Source organism: Leptolyngbya sp. AN02str (assembly GCF_050565595.1).
Lineage (GTDB): Bacteria > Cyanobacteriota > Cyanobacteriia > Elainellales > Elainellaceae > Kaiparowitsia.
The window spans coordinates 178540-196105 of record NZ_JBNXVR010000004.1 but is presented as its reverse complement, the minus strand read 5'-3'; the positions used below and the strand labels follow the sequence as shown (position 1 = coordinate 196105).

Sequence of the window (17566 nt, the reverse complement as noted above, 5' to 3'; positions counted from 1 at the left end):
CTAGTCGCTCCCAGTTGCACTAAATATTCAACGGTGTACTTAAAACGCTTTGATAAAGTCCTTCCAAAATTCGCGTTTGCCTAAATAAATCAAAATGGGTTCGCATCCGCTCTTGGCCGTTTTGGCTAAAGCGTTGCCAAAGGTCTTCATTTTCTAATATGTGCAAAATATACGTTGCCAGATTTTGCCAATCTCTCTCAGCAGCCAAAAATCCCGTTTCGCCATGGATTACGGCTTCTGGAATGCCAGCATGGAGGGTGGCAATCACTGGGAGTCCCATGGACTGTGCTTCAACAATAACGGTGGGTAATCCTTCAGTGTCTCCATTGGAGGCGGTGATGCTTGGGGCTGCAAACAAGCACGCCCGATTCATCCATTCTTTAACAATTTCTGGCGGTTGCAACCCTAGAAACTTGTAGCGGTAGAGCTGCTTGGCTGCTAATTCTTCCAGCTCAGATCTTAAGACCCCATCACCAATGATAACCAATTCAACATCAGGATGGATTTTTTGAATATCGGCCATTGCACGAATTAAATATTCACATCCCTTCTTTTCGGTTAGACGGCCTACAAATAGGACAACTGGCTCACGTGAGATTGCGGGATCAGGCTGAAATAGCTGAGTGTTGACGCCGTAGTAATGGGCAATGACGCGGTCAGCAGGAAATCCTTGGCTTAACAGCTTTTGCTTAATAAACTCAGAAACTCCAATGAACAGATTGGCTTCTTGCTTCAAGCGGGCTCGGCGGCGAAAATAAACCCGATTGGTCAAGGATCTTTGATTTGAAGCCTCCTCTGTTAAGACAGCGTCTAAGCCATAGAAGGTGACAACCATCGGTAACTTGAGTCGTTTTACAACGGGCAGAGCCAGGGTTCCGCAAACCCCAAAGTGAGCATGAACCAGTGAGGGCTTTAGCTGCTCGATTTTACGGTATAGGGTTGGGGCAAACCCAGTGAGCTTAAAGGTCGCTTCTTGAGCTGCTCCGAGTTTTCCGCCATGGTTGAGCACAAAGCTGCGATCGCTCGGAAGGGATAGGCCCGGCACAAAGCGAGAACCCACATAGTAAGGTCGAAACTGCTGCAGGGATTCCCCTTGAGCACGAATGAATGTTTCTGAGGGAGGTAAGAGTAACCCACTAAAAAAGATGACGGAGGGGAGCATGTTAGTCGCAGGGCATGGTGAAGATACTGCTGTTCAGATCGTTGATGAAAACGGGTTGTTTAGTTGAATTCACAAATCTAACCAAGCACTTGTGTGGATTGAACTAAGTGATGAAATATTTTCTGTTTTGATTGACAGGAAAGTTGCTCAAAACGATAGTGCTAACTTGCTGATTAAATTTCCTAATGTTAATAAGACAAAAGTAGAGCACATGTACTTGATGCGTATACAAGGTGAATACCACAGAATATGTAGCCCTTGCAACCAGTCAAACGATTTGCTGATTGAGAAGTCCCTGACGTATTTGGCCTTTGGTAATGGCAGCTTGATATATCTCTGTAAGACGTTGGTAGTTGTCATCTGCGGTGTACTTTGCTTCAAATTCGGTTCTGGCGTTATGCCGCATTTGTGTGAGCTCCTGGGGATGGGCGATCGCCCACTCAACTTTTGCGGCCAAATCTTGAGCGTCGCTTGCCTTAAAGTGAAGCCCGGTTTTGTACGGGGTTACAAGTTCTGTGATGGCTCCAATGTCGGCTGCAATGACTGGTGTTCCACAGGCAAAGGCTTCAATTGCAACTCGGCCAAAGGTTTCATACCACTCTGAGGGAAATACCAAAAAGGAAGCATTGCCCATCAGTTCGTAGACTTCTAGCAAAGACTTACGCCCGAGCCATTCAATGTCGGGCACGCGCTCGGCGACATCACGAACGAGGTGGGCCATAGGGCCATCTCCTACAACTTTGAGCGGAATTGGGTGATTTAGGCGCTCCCACGCGTTTAGCAGGACCCCCAGCCCTTTTTCGACAGATAGCCGTCCAACAAAGAGGGCATATCCTCCTTTCCCTGCTCCAATGCCGGGATCAGGATGTAAAAAGTTGGTTTTAAACATGAACTTATTAGCAGGCAACCCCCCTTCAACAAATTTATCAAGAGCAAATTGGCTATAGGCAATAAATACCTCAATATTGTCCAGCCAGGTTCTTAAAAATGAGTGTAACGTTAGCATTGTGGCAACGCCGAGCGTTTCGGTGCGGCTGTTGCGATAGCAGTTGTGAATAATGCTAGATAGCGGGATCAGTTGTTGTACGCAGTCTTCGCAAACTTTCCCATCTCGGAAAAATAGGCCGTTCGGGCATAAAAGGCGGTAGTTATGCAGGGTTTGCACGACTGGAACACCCTCTGCTTTGGCTGCGTAGTAAGCTGATGGAGAGATAATCGGGAATGTGTTGTGAAAATGCGCAACGTCAGGCTTGAATTCTCGCATGACTTGCTTCAATTCCTGATAAATTTTGGAGTTCCAAAGTGTGTTACTGGCAAGGGTGAGCGGGTGGGTATCTCTGATTTGGTCGTTATGGATTGTATACCGATAGACGGTATGTCCACGGGACTCTAGCAGGTGATTTTCTGTTTGAAAGATCTGGTCTTCACCACCAAACTGTTGGTAGTAGTTGTGGATAGTTAACACTTTCATAAGCAGGTATGCTCCCTACATGAGTGCTGATGGATTAGCGTTTCATACAGGTGACTGATCTGTTTACCTTTGCTTTCCCAGTTGTACTGCTCCTGAACCCGTTGCCGACCAGCACGACCCATGTGCGATCGCAATTCTGGCTCTTGAGCGAGCTTCACCATGGCCTGGGCGATGCCTTGTATCGCTTGATTGGGAGTATCGGCAGCGACTTTAAAGCCTGTTTCGGGCGTAACTTGTACAGCAGGGCCTCCTAAATCTAAGCAAATCACGGGCCGCCCCAGTGCCATCGCCTCCAAACAAACAAAGCCTCCTGATTCGTGCAAACTGGGATGAACCAATGCAAGGCATGTGCCTAGTTTTTGGAGTAACTCCTTGCGAGGCATTTCTGGTAGAAACTTGACTTGAAGCGCAATTCCCAATTCTTCTGCAAGCCTTTGTAGCCTAGGTTGCTCTGGACCTTTTCCAATGATCCAGTATTCTGCATCTTGGGGTAAGCTTGCTTGAGCAAAGGCTTGCAATCCCAAATGATAGCCTTTCCAATGGAGCAGCCGACCAACGCTGATAAATCGAATGGGCGATCGCTCTGGTATCGGGAACGTTGCTAAATAGGCGACCTCTTCTGCTAAAAGGCCAACCTGAGAGAGCACCTCTACCCGCTGAGCACCCATGCTTCTCAGACGCTTAGCTGTATCTTCAGTCGTTGCCCAAGAGAGGATGCTGCGTCGAACTGTCATGCGGCTAAATGGATCGCGTTCTCCGATCTGCCGAGCCAGATTGCGCAGCAGCTCGTAAACTTTGCCTCTCAGGCTAAAGTCTTGCCAAAAGGCTTTTGGGGAAGACTCTCCGCCACCCACGGGCCCAAAGATGAATGGAATCGGTAAGAGCGAAAGAAAGCTAGGCGTCGAATATTTGACAAACGTGATGTGGTGAGCCAAGTCAAACTTTAAAGTGCGGTGTAGCTTTCGTGCCACAAAATAAGCCTGGATTTGCCACAGATAGTAATGGATTTGGAATGCACCTTGTCCCCATTTCCAGCCCCCTCCCCAAATGGGGAGTGTAAAGTAGACAAAGTGCAAATTGGGAGAAGGATTGCAGGCTAACTCTGCTTCGATCGCTTCTCGACCATCATCGGGACGCGTGAGTACCCAAACTTCGTGATACTTGGCCAATGCCCAAGCCGTGTTCCAACCTACCGCGAGTTCAGTTCCCCGTCCTGGCTCACACGCATAAGCTGACAGCAATACCTTCATAAATTATCAAAGTTGCTTTAAAAATGAGAGCCACTGTTGAGCGATGTTCTCGGAACTAAAGGCCTGACACCGTTGCTTTCCTGCTGCAATCAGGCGATCGCGTAGTTCAGAAGACCATAGAACTTTATCGATGGCATCAACTAGAGCACCAAAATCGTGATTTGGGACTAAAAGCCCATATTCACTGTTACCCAAAATTGTTTTTGGCCCACCTGCAATGGCATCAGTTGCAACAACTGGTAAACCACAGATCATGGCCTCAACCAGAACTAAACCAAACGCCTCTTCTTCAGAAGGTAGAACAAACACATCGGCCCGTGCCATACTGCTCCAAGGATTCTCTGAGGCACCCGGAAGGCTAACCTCTTCGTCTAATCCAAGGATATGAACTAGGCGCTCCAAGGTTTCTCGTTCTTGCCCCTCGCCGATAATAACCAATCGAACGTCATGCCGCTTTCGAAGTTCAGCAAAAGCATGCAACAGCAAAGGAAAGTTTTTTTGTTTTGCCAATCTAGCAACACTAAGGATGACAGGTTTCTCCTTGTGCTGTAGCCACGGGTGCATTGATTCCGCTTTTGACTGCTGAGCAATGCGTTCGTGATCAACCAGGTTGGGAATAACAGCAGTACGCGCTGGAGGAATGGATACCCCAACATCTTGAGTCAGCTCTTTCAGTAAAGGTTGGGTCGTTGTCACTAAACCCGTTGCCTTGGAGTAAAGATGCCGAGCCATCCACAGCTGCATCTGCATGATCAGGTCCCCTTTGTGCTCAACTTGGGCTTTGTAAACCAGCGTATTCTGTTGGCTAATCACGAGCTTTGTCGAATTTTGAGCGCTGAGTATCCAACCCAGAATTGCTGGAATATTGAGAAACGCAAGGGAAATGAGAAAGGTCGGCTTGACTGTTTTCAAGAAATTGGCAATTGGCAAAGGAGCTTGCCTAGCACGATGAACGCCTAAATGGACAAACTCCACTCCCTTCGGAAAACTAATATTTTCTTCAGGCTCTCCATTGAGATAAAGGACATAAATTTTAGAAATTCTCGCTTTATAAAAACCTTGAGCTAAGGCAGAAGCGATATTCGTAATTGCATCACTAGACAAGCCCCAAACAAAGAGAGCGATCGAGACTTCTGTCATAGCTCAAGTCCCACATAGGGATTCCACAAGCTCAGCCAAACTATTGGACGCCGCTGCGGGCGTGTAGCAACTCATTGTCTGCTTTGCTTTTTCACTCATGGCTTTGATCTGATCAGGATGTTGAATCAACGAGCTCATGAGTTGAGCTAACTGCTCAGGGTCCCGTGGGTCAAACACATATCCATTTTCCCCATCAGTAATGAGTTCAGATGAACCAGCCCATTTAGAGCAAAGAATCGGCTTACCAAACAATAGAGCTTCTAACACAACCATGCCCCAAGTGTCTTCTAGGGTTGGCAAAATTAAAGCATCTACGGACTGAAAGTAATCTCCAAGGTGACTATAGTCTAGTTTTCCTAGAAGCTTCACCTGCTCTTCTAAACCCTGATCTTGAATAAATACTTCCGCTTCTTGCCGTTGTTCTCCATCGCCAACCACCAGTAGCGTAAAGTCATGAATGCCCTGGTCACGCACCTTGTGACAGGCTTGCAGCAGCAATAGTAAGCCTTTTCGTTCAACTAAATGCCCAACAAATAGAAAAGTAGGTCGCTGAAATTGGGGGATGTCCACTTGAGCGATCGCATTGCCCAGTAATGCTCGAGCATCAGGCACTTCATAGGGCCGTGCCAACACCAAATCTTCCTTTGCGCCTAATACATCCACCAAGTACGATTTCCCCGCTTGGCTATTGGTCATGTAGGCATCAGCCAGACGAACCATAAATCGGCGTAGAGATAAGCGAAAGGGAGAATTTCGGTAATCTACCGTTGGTGAACTTCCCTCATAGGAGAGAATGACTCGCCAGCGGCAGAACGGCTTAAGCAGCAAAGCAAACAAGCTCCAAATCCGAAATGAATCGGCAAAGATGACATCAGGTCTGTATTGTAATAGCCGAGGAATAATTTTCAGCGAGAGGACGGTGAAGCCTCGATTATAGTTTGCTGTTTCGTGGCTTCTAGAAAGAAACTTGCTCTTTCCAACAACTTCAACTTTGAAGGTGTCTTCATAGCCTTTCGCAAAACCAGGGTATAACCCAGTGAAAACGATCGCCTGAGGAAATCGTTTGGCAAAATGACTCAAAACCGGATGCCAATAAAACCATGCTGTTGGCAACAACCAGGCAACTCGAAGGTTATTCATAGAGATACTCAAAATAACGAATGAGTCATTTCCTAAAAAATGATGCGTTACGGTATAAACCACCAATTAGCCGAAGCTTTGACGATAAATCTCTGCGAAAATCATAAGGTTTTGCCCGAAGTAACTCAAGGTAATGACTGAATCTTCGTCAAAACTTACAAAAGAGATTGAAAAGGGAGTAGGCTTTGCCCACTCCTTGTTTGTTCGTTGCTTGTAAGCTGATCAACTAAGCCAAAATTTGACGAACGGCTGCAATCACATCGTGAACGTCTTCATCTGTCAAACGAGCAGACAGAGGCAGGCTCACTGTTTGGCGCCCAATGTTCATGGCGTGTGGGTAATCTTCAGGTTGCCAGCCAAACGTCTGTTGATAGTAAGGATGCTCTGGAACACTAAGATAATGAACGCCAACTCCAATATTATGAGCCGTCATCGCATCTAAAAATTGGTCTCGACTCATCCCGGTTTTTTCGGCATCGATTAAAATTGTATAAAGATGATAGCCGTGACGAGTATTGGGTTCGGGGTCTGCCGGTAGCGTGATGGGCAAATCGGCAAAAGCTTCATTGTAGACATTCCAGACTTCTTCCCGTTTTTTCCAGTAGGGCTCAATGCGTCTGAGTTGGTGGATTCCGATGGATGCTTGAATATCCATCATGTTGTATTTGAACCCACATTCAACCACTTGGTAATGTCGATACCCCTCATCACCGAAGCGTTTCCAGGCATCTTTACTCATACCGTGCAGTGCGAGGATCTTGAGCCGACTAACATCCTGTTGTGAACGAGCCAACACCATGCCGCCTTCACCAGTCACAATATTCTTGGTGACATAGAAGCTAAAGCAACCAAAGTCGCCAAGAGTGCCTGCTTTTTGTCCTTTGTATTCTGTTTCAATTGCGTGAGCACAGTCTTCAATAACTTTGAGCTGGTAATCTGCCGCAATTTGCATGATTGCATCCATATCACAGGGATGCCCAGCCATATGCATCGGTACGATCGCCCGGGTGCGTGGCGTAATGCGTTTTGCAATCTCGTTAGGATCGATATTTTTTGTAATTGGGTCAACATCAACCAAAACTGGGGTACCGCCAGCATGAATGATCGCGTTGACTGTGGCACAAAAGGTGAGAGGTGTGGTGATAACTTCATCACCCGGCTGAATACCGGCTGCCATCAGGCTCAGATGTAGTGCAGCTGTGCAAGAATTCACTGCGATCGCATTTTGAACATTCTTGTAAGTAGCGAAATCTTGCTCAAAGCGTGCCACTTTCGGCCCTGTTCCTAACCAACCGCTTCTCATGGTGGAAACGACTTCTAGGATCTCTGCTTCTTCAATTGCAGGAGCACCAAAAACCAAGAACCGATCTTTTGAGCGAACGGGTGATAACAGACGAGTAGAGTTAATTTGAGTTGCAGACGCAGAGGGAGTCATAGCTATGTAAACTTCCGTAAATGTCTAGAAAAATAGATTGATGTACAAAATTTGTAGATAGAAGAAACAAACTATCGGACCAATAGTTTCTTCAGTTTTGCTACAGCCTTTTGTTTGAATTGCGATCGCCAATAAAACCCTTGGAGTTTGTGTCTTAACGTTTCTAGCGCAGCCTTGGTTTCTGGCTCCAGAGGAGGCAAGTCTAAAGCTCGCAAAGCAGCTTGGTAGTCCTCTAGACTTTTCCCACCCAGAACAATCGTATGGGTGGTGTCAAAGTCGAGTAGATAGCGTAATGCCAAAGCAACCATCGATGAGCCCTCTGGGATATACTTCTCCAGCACGGAATATTTTTCCGTTCTTAAAGTACTCATCCAGGAGCGGCGAATGTCTTCCTGCGCTAGAGATGGCTTAGTATGAAAGTACTTACCAGATAGCAACCCTCCTTGAAGCGCGCCGCGAACCAATCCTCCCAGGTTGTACTGTTTAATAATATTTAGGACTTCGGGTAAATAAGTGACAAGCGACTGCGAGAACATCACCACATCGACTGAACTGCTTTCTGCCAACTGCCTTAGAATGTTCTCGTCGTTGGTTGAAATGCCGTAAAACCGCAGCTTGCCTTGTTGCTTCAAGTTGTCTAAAACGGCTTTGCTCTCATCTATCAGAAGTTGGTTTGGAGGAGCATGAAACAGATAGATGTCAACATAATCAGTTTGTAGTCGCTTTAGGCTACCCTCCAAGCTGGTTTGAATCGTGTGAGGGCTAACATCAACAATTCGCTCCCCACGAACTCCCTGCCTCAAGCCAAACTTAGAACTAATAATCCATTTCTCTCGTCGGCCCTGTAGCGCTTGACCAGCGCGCCGCTCCCCTTCTCCGGCCCCGTAGATTTCAGCAGCATCAATGAAGTTGATACCCAAATCTTCGCAACCATGAATGAGTCGAATTACCTCATCCTGCCCAACATCTGGAAACCCATCATCTTTGCCATCTAGGGTTAAAGGGCCACTCAGTTGCCAAGCCCCAATACCGATAGCAGAAACTTCAAGGGCTGTTCGCCCTAGCGTTCGATATTCCATGCGACAACGCCCATTGTTAAATAAATTACTGGCTGATGTATGTCTGCTTCTTGAGAACTCGACGGAGCCACCGTTTAATCACTCCATCCATTCTCAAGTTGTACTTCAAGCGGTTCGTGAGTTTTTTCGAGCCCCGATAGGATTCAACAAACTCTGGGCAGGACTTACCATCTTTTGCAATGATGAAGTAAGGAGGCTCTAGGAATGGATCAAAGTGATCCAACGACATATACTCAAGAACATATGCCCAGCGTTGCTTTTGAGTAATATTAGGAGTCGTGCTGTGTAAACAGAAGGACGAAAAGATGATGACATCACCAGGCTTTGCTTCAATCGCAACGGGATTTTCTGGGATACCATCGTAGACCTGTTCGTTGCCTACTTTCTTGTGAGGCAGAATCATTTTATGGCTGCCCGGCTGAAGCCATAGCCCACCATTATCCTGATTCATTTCAGTAAGCGCAATCCAGAATTGGTAATGCCCATCTTTTAGCTTGTTGTAACCGTTATCTTGATGCCATGGGAATGTATCTGCACCAGGTCCTTTCGCAACAGCCTGATCATGACGCATCCAGATATCGGGTCCCGATAGTTCTTTCAGGACATTAACGATTTTCTGTTGTGCTGCAAATGCTTGCATCTCTTTGCTATAGCGGTAAACGTTGCTATAGAAAGTCATGGCTCCTTTCGTCAGACGATCTTTATTTGTAGGATGTGGACAAGTTTGAATGATGTCTAGAAGAGTTTGGGCTTCTTGTTCAGAAAAGAAGCTTCGCAGAATCACAAAACCATCTTGATCAAATTGGTCTTTCAAATTTGGGATCGTCATAGTACTTCAAAGCATTCAATAGTGCGTATAAAACGTCGGTACATCTACGTATTAACCCTAGAATACGAGTGATGGAATTTCCACGGATACTACTTTCCCTTCGCAGAGTCTTCACATTATTCTGCTCGCAGATAAATAGTTCCTGTTCTTAACTTTGCCTACAAGACACGGTGAAACATCGGGTCTTGCACTATCAGGAAAACCTGCCAGAATCTGTGATTATCCGTTGATAAAGTTTCTCTAGGTTTCGTGTTTGATGGGATAAGTCAAACTGCTGCTTAGCTCGCTCTTGACCATTGATACTAAAACGCTGCCAAAGCTCAGAATTATTTAACAGAGTCGAGATTTGATAACCAAGCTTTTGCCAGTCTCGTTCAACCGCTAACAATCCAGTTTCACCGTCAACAATGGCTTCGGGAATGCCTGCATGAATTGATGCAACAACGGGTAGCCCCATGGCTTGAGATTCAATCAAAACAGTTGGTAAGCCTTCAGAGTCACCGTTTGATGCAGTTACGCTGGGAACCACTAATAGCTTGGCTCGATACATCCAGTCCTTACACACTTCTGGAGGCTGAGTTCCTAAAAACTGATAATTCCGAAGTAGGCCGGCTGCCAAACCTTCTAGCGATTCTCTCAACGGCCCATCTCCAATGATGATGAGCTTCACATCAGGACCAGCTTCCTGCACTTGAGCCATCGCTTGAATTAGATATGCGCACCCTTTTTTTTCGACTAGCCGACCGATGAACAGAACGAGAGGCTCTCGAGGAATTTGGGGTTTTGGTTGGAGAGATTGAAGGTCAACTCCGATGTAATTTGAAACAACTTTGTCTTCTGGAAAGCCTTGTTCTAATAGTTTCTTTTTAATGAAATCGGATACTGCAACAAACAGTTTGCATTCCTGCTTGAGGGCAGATTGGCGATGAAGATAAACCCGCTGAGTTAACGATGTTCGCTGAAAGGTTGATTTCTCTAGCGTTGAATCTAAACCGTAAAAGGTTGTGATGAATGGCAATCCCAAGCGTTTTGCAATCGGCATGGCTAAGGTTCCATTCACGCCAAAATGTGCATGAATGAGTGCAGGATTTAAGCGTTGAATCTTTTGTTCAAGCTCTGGAGCAAATCCAGTTAACTTAAAGACAGCTTCTTTAACCGATCCGATGGTTCCACTACTGTTCACCACGAAGGAGCGATCCTCGGGTAAGGACAACCCTTTGACAGCCCGGGAGCCTACGTAATACGGAGTAAACTGCTGAAGCGACGCGCCTTGAGTACGAATGAATGTTTCTGAAGGGGGTAATAAAAGACCAGTGAAAAAGATGACTGGAGAAGACATGAGTACCTCTGCTCAATTACAGTTTTTACTGTTGCATGGCAACGGTTTTTTGATACACCTGGCTCAGCAACAGTGCTTTAGCTTCCCAACGGTAGACATTGTGAACATGGCGTTGAGCGGATTGTCCCATTTGCATTCGAAGGGCTGGGTCGGCTGCCAGTCGAGTCATTGCTTCTGCCATGTCTGCGATTGCCTGCTTGGGGGTGTGGGCTGGAACCTTAAAGCCTGTTTCTGAAGTGACTTGCACAGCGGGTCCTCCCAACTCCAAGCAAATTACGGGTCGCCCTAATGCCATCGCCTCTAAACATACAAAGCCTCCTGATTCGTGTAGGCTAGGATGAACTAATGCGGAGCAGGTGCCTAATTTTTGCATGAGCTCTTCACGTGGCATTTCATCTAAAAAATTGACCTGGTGTGCAAGACCCAAGTCTCCAACAAGCGATCGCAACCGTTCTTGCTCAGGCCCTTTGCCAATGAGCCAATATTCTGCTTCCGGTGGTAGATTGGCTTGGGCAAACGCTTCTAGTCCTAAATGAAACCCTTTCCAATGCAGTAGCCTTCCCACACTGATGAAACGAATTAGGGTTGGATCTGGTTGCTGAACAGTGTCTGGAGCGGAAATCTCATCTGCGAAAAAGCCGACCTGAGATAGAACTTCCACATGATGTGCACCCATGTGTATGAGACGTTTAGCTGTGTCGTCAGTGGTTGCCCAAGACACCATACTGCGTCGGGCCGTCATGCGGGTAAATGGATCGCGTTCTCCAATGTGTCTGCTTAGGTCTCGTAGGAACTCGTAAACCTTGCCCCGCTGATCAAACGCTTGCCAAAAGGCTTTAGGAGCAGATTCCCCTCCGCCGACTGGCCCCCAAATGAATGGAATTGGCAAGAGAGAGAGAAAACTGGGAGATGAGTACCTGACATAGGTGACGTGATGGGCAATGTCAAAATGAATCTTTTGGTGAAGTTGACGGGCAACAAAGTAAGCCTTGATCTGCCAAAGATAGTAGTGAAAATGTACCGCGTATAAGCCGCGTTTCCACCAGCGAACTCCAGGCAAATCGAAGTAAACAAAGCTGAGGCCAGGGATTGGACGTTCTGCTAGTTCTGCCTCAATGGTGGCGCGATTGTCATCTCGTGTCAGCACCCAGATATCGTGATGCTTGGCTAACTCTTTAACAATATTCCACCCAACTCCAGGTTCTGATCCCATTCCTGGTCGACAAGAGTAAGCTGAAATCAAAACCTTTAAGCGTGTCATGGTATCTGGCTCGTTGAATACTGACGGATGCCTGAATGTTGGAGTGCTAGAAGTAAGTAAACTTGCAGCGGTAAGGGTTTGGGGCCTGAGTTATGGTTGTGGATTCGTCTGATGTTTGGACAGCGCTTGCCGCGCTTTCAGGTTAAACCTAGGCTTTTTGGGCTTCTAGCACAATCTCTTGATAGCTACCACTGCGGATAATTCTGCCCTTCTCCATTTCGTAGATGCGATCGCAATGTTCGACTGTTGTTAGACGGTGAGCGATGATGATCATCGTTTTCCGACCACTCAGCTGTTGAATTGCCTGACTGATCAAGTTTTCAGTCTCGTTATCCAATGCGGAAGTCGCCTCATCTAAAACGAGAATTTCGCGTTCATGATACAAGGCTCGGGCAATGCCGATACGCTGCCTTTGGCCTCCTGAGAGGCGAACTCCATGCTCGCCAACGATGGTGTGGACGCCTTCTGGTAGTTGCCCAATCAGTTCAGAAAGTTGAGCAGACTCAATCGCTCGCTGAAGTCTCTGCTGATCGATGTGTTGATCTGGAACACCAAAGGCAATGTTGCGCTCGATTGTGTCGTCAATGAGAAAGATTGTTTGAGGGATATACCCCACTAAGTTTTGCCAAGAGCGTAAATCGCTATAAACGGACAACCCATCTACCTGAATGTCTCCAGATTCAGGAATTAACAACCCTAGCAAAACATCTACCAAAGTTGTTTTTCCCGCCCCTGATTTACCAATTAAGGCAATCGACTCGCCTTTGCGTAGGGTTAGCGAGATATTGCTGAGGGAAGGTGTGGACGAACTAGGGTAAGTATAGTTGATATGACTGAGAGCCAGCCGATTGTTGAACGGAAGTGTAATGTCGGTTATTCCTTCCTGGTAAATATTGGTTGCTTTTAAGGACTGTGGGCTGCGTTGGAATAGGCGGAGATAGCTGATTGCTTCAGGCGATTCAATTTCTTTCAAGTCATAATAGATTTTGTCTAGGGTTGACTTGAAATTTCTAAGTACGCCTAAATTCGACATAAATTGGCTGGCCGAGGGCAGCAGACGGATTGAGGCGATCGCAAAAATACCCAGTACGGAAATCAAATTCTGCGATCGCTGCTCGTAGAATAACGAGATTGAAACCAACCCAACCACGAACATAATGAGGAGCGATTCCAACACGATGCGGGGCAGGAGCTGAAAAACGTGGAAGTTGGTTGCCACTTTGGCAAAGTTGTTAACCTGGGTACTCAACTGTTTTTCGAAATAGCTTTCGCACCCAATGACTCGGGTTTCTTTCAATCCGCCAACGGCATGGTTGACGATACGCAGCATCTCCGTGTTGGCATCAACCCCGGCTTTACCCCAAGCAACAAGCTTGTGTCTAAAGTAGTGGAATGGAACGAAGGCAACCAAAAGTAGCCCAAGAATACTCACCGTTGTAAATAGATCTGTTCTCGCCAGAAGTAGGATGAGAACCAGTAGCACAAACATGTTTGCAACAGAATTTAAGAGCGGAATGGCAATTGAATAGGTAAACTGTTCGCTCTCCTTAATGATCGTTTGAATTAGATGGGCGGAGTTTGTTTTGAGATGAAACGTGTAAGGCAACGCTAAGTAGGTGCGCAGTAGTCTCAAGCGCAGTTTTACCTGCTGGGTAAAGCAGAACTTATAAACATAATTTTGAATTTGATAATAGAGGAATGACTTAAAGAAAAAAACAATAATAATAAAGAGACCCAATGCGGCAATGAATTGATTAGAGTTATCCAGGCCGCTATAGTCATACAGTCTGGACAGCAAAGCGTTTTTCTGAACCATGCCTGGATTGACGGCTAGTCCAATAAACGGGCCAACCAGGCCGATCCCCACCGCATCCAAAACAGAAATGACCAGAAACGAGATGAGCAGCAGAAAAAGCTCAATTTTTTTGGCGGAGATGACGTATAGAAATCGCGATACATAATTCATTTGTAAGGGTCGTTTGCGTCTCAGTTTCTTTAAAAACATATATTTCTGCTTCCATCACGGAGGTTGTATCAAATCAGCTGATGTCAGTTTAAGAGCTGCTGATATAACGACAAATATCGAGCTGCTTGAACGTTCAAAGCAAACTCTTGCAACGCTTTCTTTCTTGCTTGAGTCTGAAGCTTTTGGTACCGCTCTTGATCTTCTAGAACCCAAGCGATTCCCTTGGCCAAATCTTCTGTTTCAAATGGAGTGGCCAAGTAACCCGTTTGTTGGTGCTCCACGACATCTTTTAATCCAGTTGCATTGAACGCAACGACTGGGGTGCCGCATGAGATGGCTTCGGATGCCGTTTGGCCAAAAGCTTCCTGGACGGAAGGAACAATCATGACATCGGCTGCTGAATAGACTAGTGCAAGGGATAAATCATCATTCAACCGCCCCACGTAGTGAGTTTTGAACCCTAAATCAATTGGTTCTTCGGGCTGGGAAGCACCGAAAATGACAAGTTCAAGCTGATCTTGCCAACCTGATGTACTCAGTCTTTGCAAGGCGGGCTGTAAAAGATGAAATCCTTTGCGGCGATCGCTCGTTCCGTTCATCGCACCGAACAAGATTAGCGCCTTATCCTGGGGTAGGTTAAATGCTTCACGAGCGAAGTACCGATTATGGGGCCTATATTTTTCGGTATCTAACCCAAGCGGAATGACTTCAATCCGGCTACTTCGAAACAATGCGCTAGACCGGGCGCAGTCTGCAAGCCAGGACGTGGTTGCGACTAATGTTAGGTTCAAACCGTTCCACGCTTTGGCTTTACGCCGCCAAACCCAGCGAGACAAATCGGATGGGCGATCGCTCCCAAGCTGTGGGCAAGAACCGCATGATACCTTGTAGTTCTCACAGCATTCGTTGTAGTGGCACCCACCCGTAAATGGCCACATATCGTGTAGTGTCCATACCAATGGTTGGCAAAATCGTGTCAATGTCTCAATTTGCAGGTACCCGTTGCAGATCCAGTGCAAGTTGATGATATCAGCCGGGGATTGCTTGACCCGAGAAGCAAAACTATCTGGAAACCACTGGGGGGAAAACATGGCCCCTGAGCGCTTCGAATACAGTTTTAGGGGTAGACCCGATGCGGGGGGACCTAACCTAGTTCTTAATGACCGATCAGGAATGACCGTTTTATCGTTACTAAATTTTGCTCGAACCAGCATTTGGGAGTTGCAGTCGAGCGATCGCAATCCCTGATGCAAGCGATAAGCCGCTCGTGCTCCTCCATTGTCAATATCCGACTCGCACAGATGTAAAACATTCATGCCTGTCGCTTAGCCCCGTTTTGACAGTAATAAGCCCGTCCGCTCCATTTCCTTAAAGGAAGCCTGAAGGACTTCTGCACTCAGCGGTTTTTGCCTCAAGTACCAATCCAAATACTGTGCTAAGCCTGATTTCAAGGAAGTTGGAGACCACGTCCCCAACACACTTTCGTAGTGGCTCATATTGGCAATGGCATGGCGAACGTCGCCAACCCGAAAGCGACCAGAAACACGATAGTTTGCCGGTCTACCCACTAGTTCAGCGATCGTTTCAACGACCTCGATCAAGGTTGTTGCTCGTCCTGTACCAATGTTGATAGTGGATGATAGCAGAGAGTCATGCAGGGCACATTTCACGACTGCATCTGCAACATCGCCAACAAATACAAAGTCTCGGGTGACCAAACCATCTTCAAACAGTTCCAGTGGGTTACCCTGGGCGATCGCATTGGTGAAAATTCCGATAATACCGGTGTAAGGGTTGCCCAACTCTTGTTTGGGGCCATACACGTTTTGAAAGCGCAGAGTGACACAGTCAATGTTTTGGCTCTCGCAGTAGTTTTGCATCAACTGCTCTTGCCATAACTTGGTTAACCCATAAACCGATGTCGGTTTTGTCAAATGGCTTTCGTGCATTGGCAAAGACTTGAGCGGCTTACCCTCATCGCTGAGCACCTCCCAAATCCCCTGTTGCAAATCTTCAATACGACGCCCTCTGGAGTAGTAGATGTGTTGACCATCCGTATAGGCTCCATCACCATATACAGCGCGGCTGGACGATAGAATCACACGACGCGGCTTGTGCTCTAACCTTGAAATCAACTCCAGTAATGTTGCAGTACCATTGGCATTTTGCTGGACGTAGCGGCTGATCTCATACATCGATTGCCCGGTTCCAGTTTGGGATGCCAGGTGGATTACCACATCGGTTCCTTCGATTACCGCTTGGTACTCATCAATGGTTTGTACATCGGCCTTGATACATGTTGCGCGAGCTTTCAATTCGGGAGCGAAGTCGTCGGAGGTACGATGAACCTGCGCATCTAATGAATCAATTACAACAACATCCGCACCCATAGGAAGTTGTTGAACCAGCCATTTACCAATGAAACCAGCGCCACCTGTAATTAAAAACTTCATAGATGTGTCTTCCTAAGATACTTCCTGATTGGAATCAATAGTTTCTAACTGCAAAGCTGCTCATGCCCAACTCCGTGAGCTGGTTGTGTTTGATTCTAAGGAAAACTTTTCGTAGGAAATAGTAGGGAAAGAACATCGCAATTTTTGCTTGCTCAACCAAAAATGGAACGGCCTGTTCCTGATCTGCTGGATCTGCTGGTTGAATCGAAAAATTATCCAAAATTTTATCGTTTGGGACTCGAAAACCACGCCGATATACATTCATATAATTGGAGCCGTGGACAACCTCAATCCAGGCAGGCTTGCAGAAGATTTTTTTTGCTGACTTGCAAACTTCATATAGTTCTTTGTGAGGTCTACAAAGGCAGGTATTGAATGACTCTGGATTGTATTTCTCAACTAAGCTGATAAAGTGGTTGGCTAACTCAAAGTCAAAGTACAGCTTGCCGTTTGCAAGCTGATAACCAAAGAAAAAGTTAATCGTTTCGCTTTCCTGCTGGTTGAAGTTGTCCTGAATCATTTGGACATAATCTTTGTGAATCGCGTCGTCGTTGTCCAGCCAGGTTGTAATCAAGTATTGGCAACTTTCGGGAATGTGTTGTCGAACAACTTTTCGCACCTCATCTGGAAACTCCCCATAGGGCAAGGGACAATCCAGATAAACAGGAACAAAGTTGCTCCACTGCTGAGCGTAAACCGCAATCTTTTGCTTAAAAGCTTCAGGAGTATCAATATCAAAGAAAACCAACCACTTGAAGTTTTGATTTGACTGTTTGGAAACGGAGGGAAAACAGAATTGGTCAAATAAATCAAATCGCTTCTCTAACCAAGCTGGCTCACATCCAGGTTTCAGATCTGGAAAGCTTCTGACGTTGAACTTCGTTAAAAAAAAGTGTTGGAACTGCGTCACACTTCACCTCAATATTTATGCAGCTAGATTGATGCAGCTAAGGGCTCTATTCGAACAAACGCTTCTGTTTTGCAGAAGCTTTTAGCAAGTAACTAAGGCGAGTTGAGACACTCTAAATAATTGGATAAATT

14 protein-coding genes are annotated in these 17566 nt (G+C 46.3%); all 14 read right to left on the bottom strand.

Annotation, left to right across the window (positions count from 1 at the left end; translation table 11 throughout):
• Positions 1-19 precede the first annotated feature (19 nt).
• The 14 genes from ACQ4M4_RS04865 to ACQ4M4_RS04800 all read right to left on the bottom strand — a co-directional run bounded on the left by ACQ4M4_RS04865 (position 20) and on the right by ACQ4M4_RS04800 (position 17435).
• Positions 20-1162 carry a glycosyltransferase gene (locus tag ACQ4M4_RS04865; protein WP_430683341.1) on the bottom strand — a complete coding sequence of 381 codons (1143 nt, stop codon included), beginning with the start codon at positions 1160-1162 and terminating at the stop codon, positions 20-22.
• Between the two features lie 268 nt (positions 1163-1430).
• A complete protein-coding gene (locus tag ACQ4M4_RS04860) occupies positions 1431-2633 on the bottom strand; it encodes a glycosyltransferase (RefSeq protein WP_430683340.1) in 1203 nt (400 codons plus the stop codon).
• Positions 2630-3883, bottom strand: coding sequence for a glycosyltransferase family 4 protein (locus ACQ4M4_RS04855; RefSeq protein ID WP_430683339.1), 1254 nt, complete (start codon positions 3881-3883; stop codon positions 2630-2632). Before ACQ4M4_RS04855 ends, ACQ4M4_RS04860 begins: the two co-directional genes overlap by 4 nt.
• A gap of 6 nt (positions 3884-3889) precedes the next feature.
• A complete protein-coding gene (locus ACQ4M4_RS04850) occupies positions 3890-5023 on the bottom strand; it encodes a glycosyltransferase (RefSeq protein WP_430683338.1) in 1134 nt (377 codons plus the stop codon).
• A gap of 3 nt (positions 5024-5026) precedes the next feature.
• Positions 5027-6163, bottom strand: a complete 1137-nt coding sequence (locus ACQ4M4_RS04845; RefSeq protein ID WP_430683337.1) for a glycosyltransferase family 4 protein — start codon at positions 6161-6163, stop codon at positions 5027-5029.
• A gap of 226 nt (positions 6164-6389) precedes the next feature.
• Entirely contained in the window at positions 6390-7598 is a 1209-nt protein-coding gene (locus ACQ4M4_RS04840) for a DegT/DnrJ/EryC1/StrS family aminotransferase (RefSeq protein ID WP_430683336.1), read from the bottom strand.
• 71 nt (positions 7599-7669) lie between these two features.
• The gene (locus ACQ4M4_RS04835; protein WP_430683335.1) at positions 7670-8677 is read right to left on the bottom strand and encodes an aldo/keto reductase; all 1008 of its coding nucleotides are present in this window, start codon (positions 8675-8677) and stop codon (positions 7670-7672) included.
• Between the two features lie 25 nt (positions 8678-8702).
• On the bottom strand, positions 8703-9506 hold the full coding sequence (locus ACQ4M4_RS04830) for a phytanoyl-CoA dioxygenase family protein (RefSeq protein ID WP_430683334.1): 804 nt from the start codon (positions 9504-9506) through the stop codon (positions 8703-8705).
• A 193-nt stretch (positions 9507-9699) separates the two neighbouring features.
• Positions 9700-10845, bottom strand: a complete 1146-nt coding sequence (locus ACQ4M4_RS04825) for a glycosyltransferase (protein ID WP_430683333.1) — start codon at positions 10843-10845, stop codon at positions 9700-9702.
• Between the two features lie 25 nt (positions 10846-10870).
• A complete protein-coding gene (locus ACQ4M4_RS04820; protein ID WP_430683332.1) occupies positions 10871-12058 on the bottom strand; it encodes a glycosyltransferase family 4 protein in 1188 nt (395 codons plus the stop codon).
• A gap of 196 nt (positions 12059-12254) precedes the next feature.
• Positions 12255-14111 carry an ABC transporter ATP-binding protein gene (locus ACQ4M4_RS04815; protein WP_430683331.1) on the bottom strand — a complete coding sequence of 619 codons (1857 nt, stop codon included), beginning with the start codon at positions 14109-14111 and terminating at the stop codon, positions 12255-12257.
• Positions 14112-14155: 44 nt separating this feature from the next.
• Positions 14156-15388, bottom strand: coding sequence for a glycosyltransferase family 4 protein (locus ACQ4M4_RS04810; RefSeq protein ID WP_430683330.1), 1233 nt, complete (start codon positions 15386-15388; stop codon positions 14156-14158).
• Between the two features lie 9 nt (positions 15389-15397).
• On the bottom strand, positions 15398-16525 hold the full coding sequence (locus ACQ4M4_RS04805) for an NAD-dependent epimerase/dehydratase family protein (RefSeq protein ID WP_430683329.1): 1128 nt from the start codon (positions 16523-16525) through the stop codon (positions 15398-15400).
• A gap of 34 nt (positions 16526-16559) precedes the next feature.
• Positions 16560-17435, bottom strand: coding sequence for a glycosyltransferase (locus ACQ4M4_RS04800; RefSeq protein WP_430683328.1), 876 nt, complete (start codon positions 17433-17435; stop codon positions 16560-16562).
• Between the last annotated feature and the right edge of the window lie 131 nt (positions 17436-17566).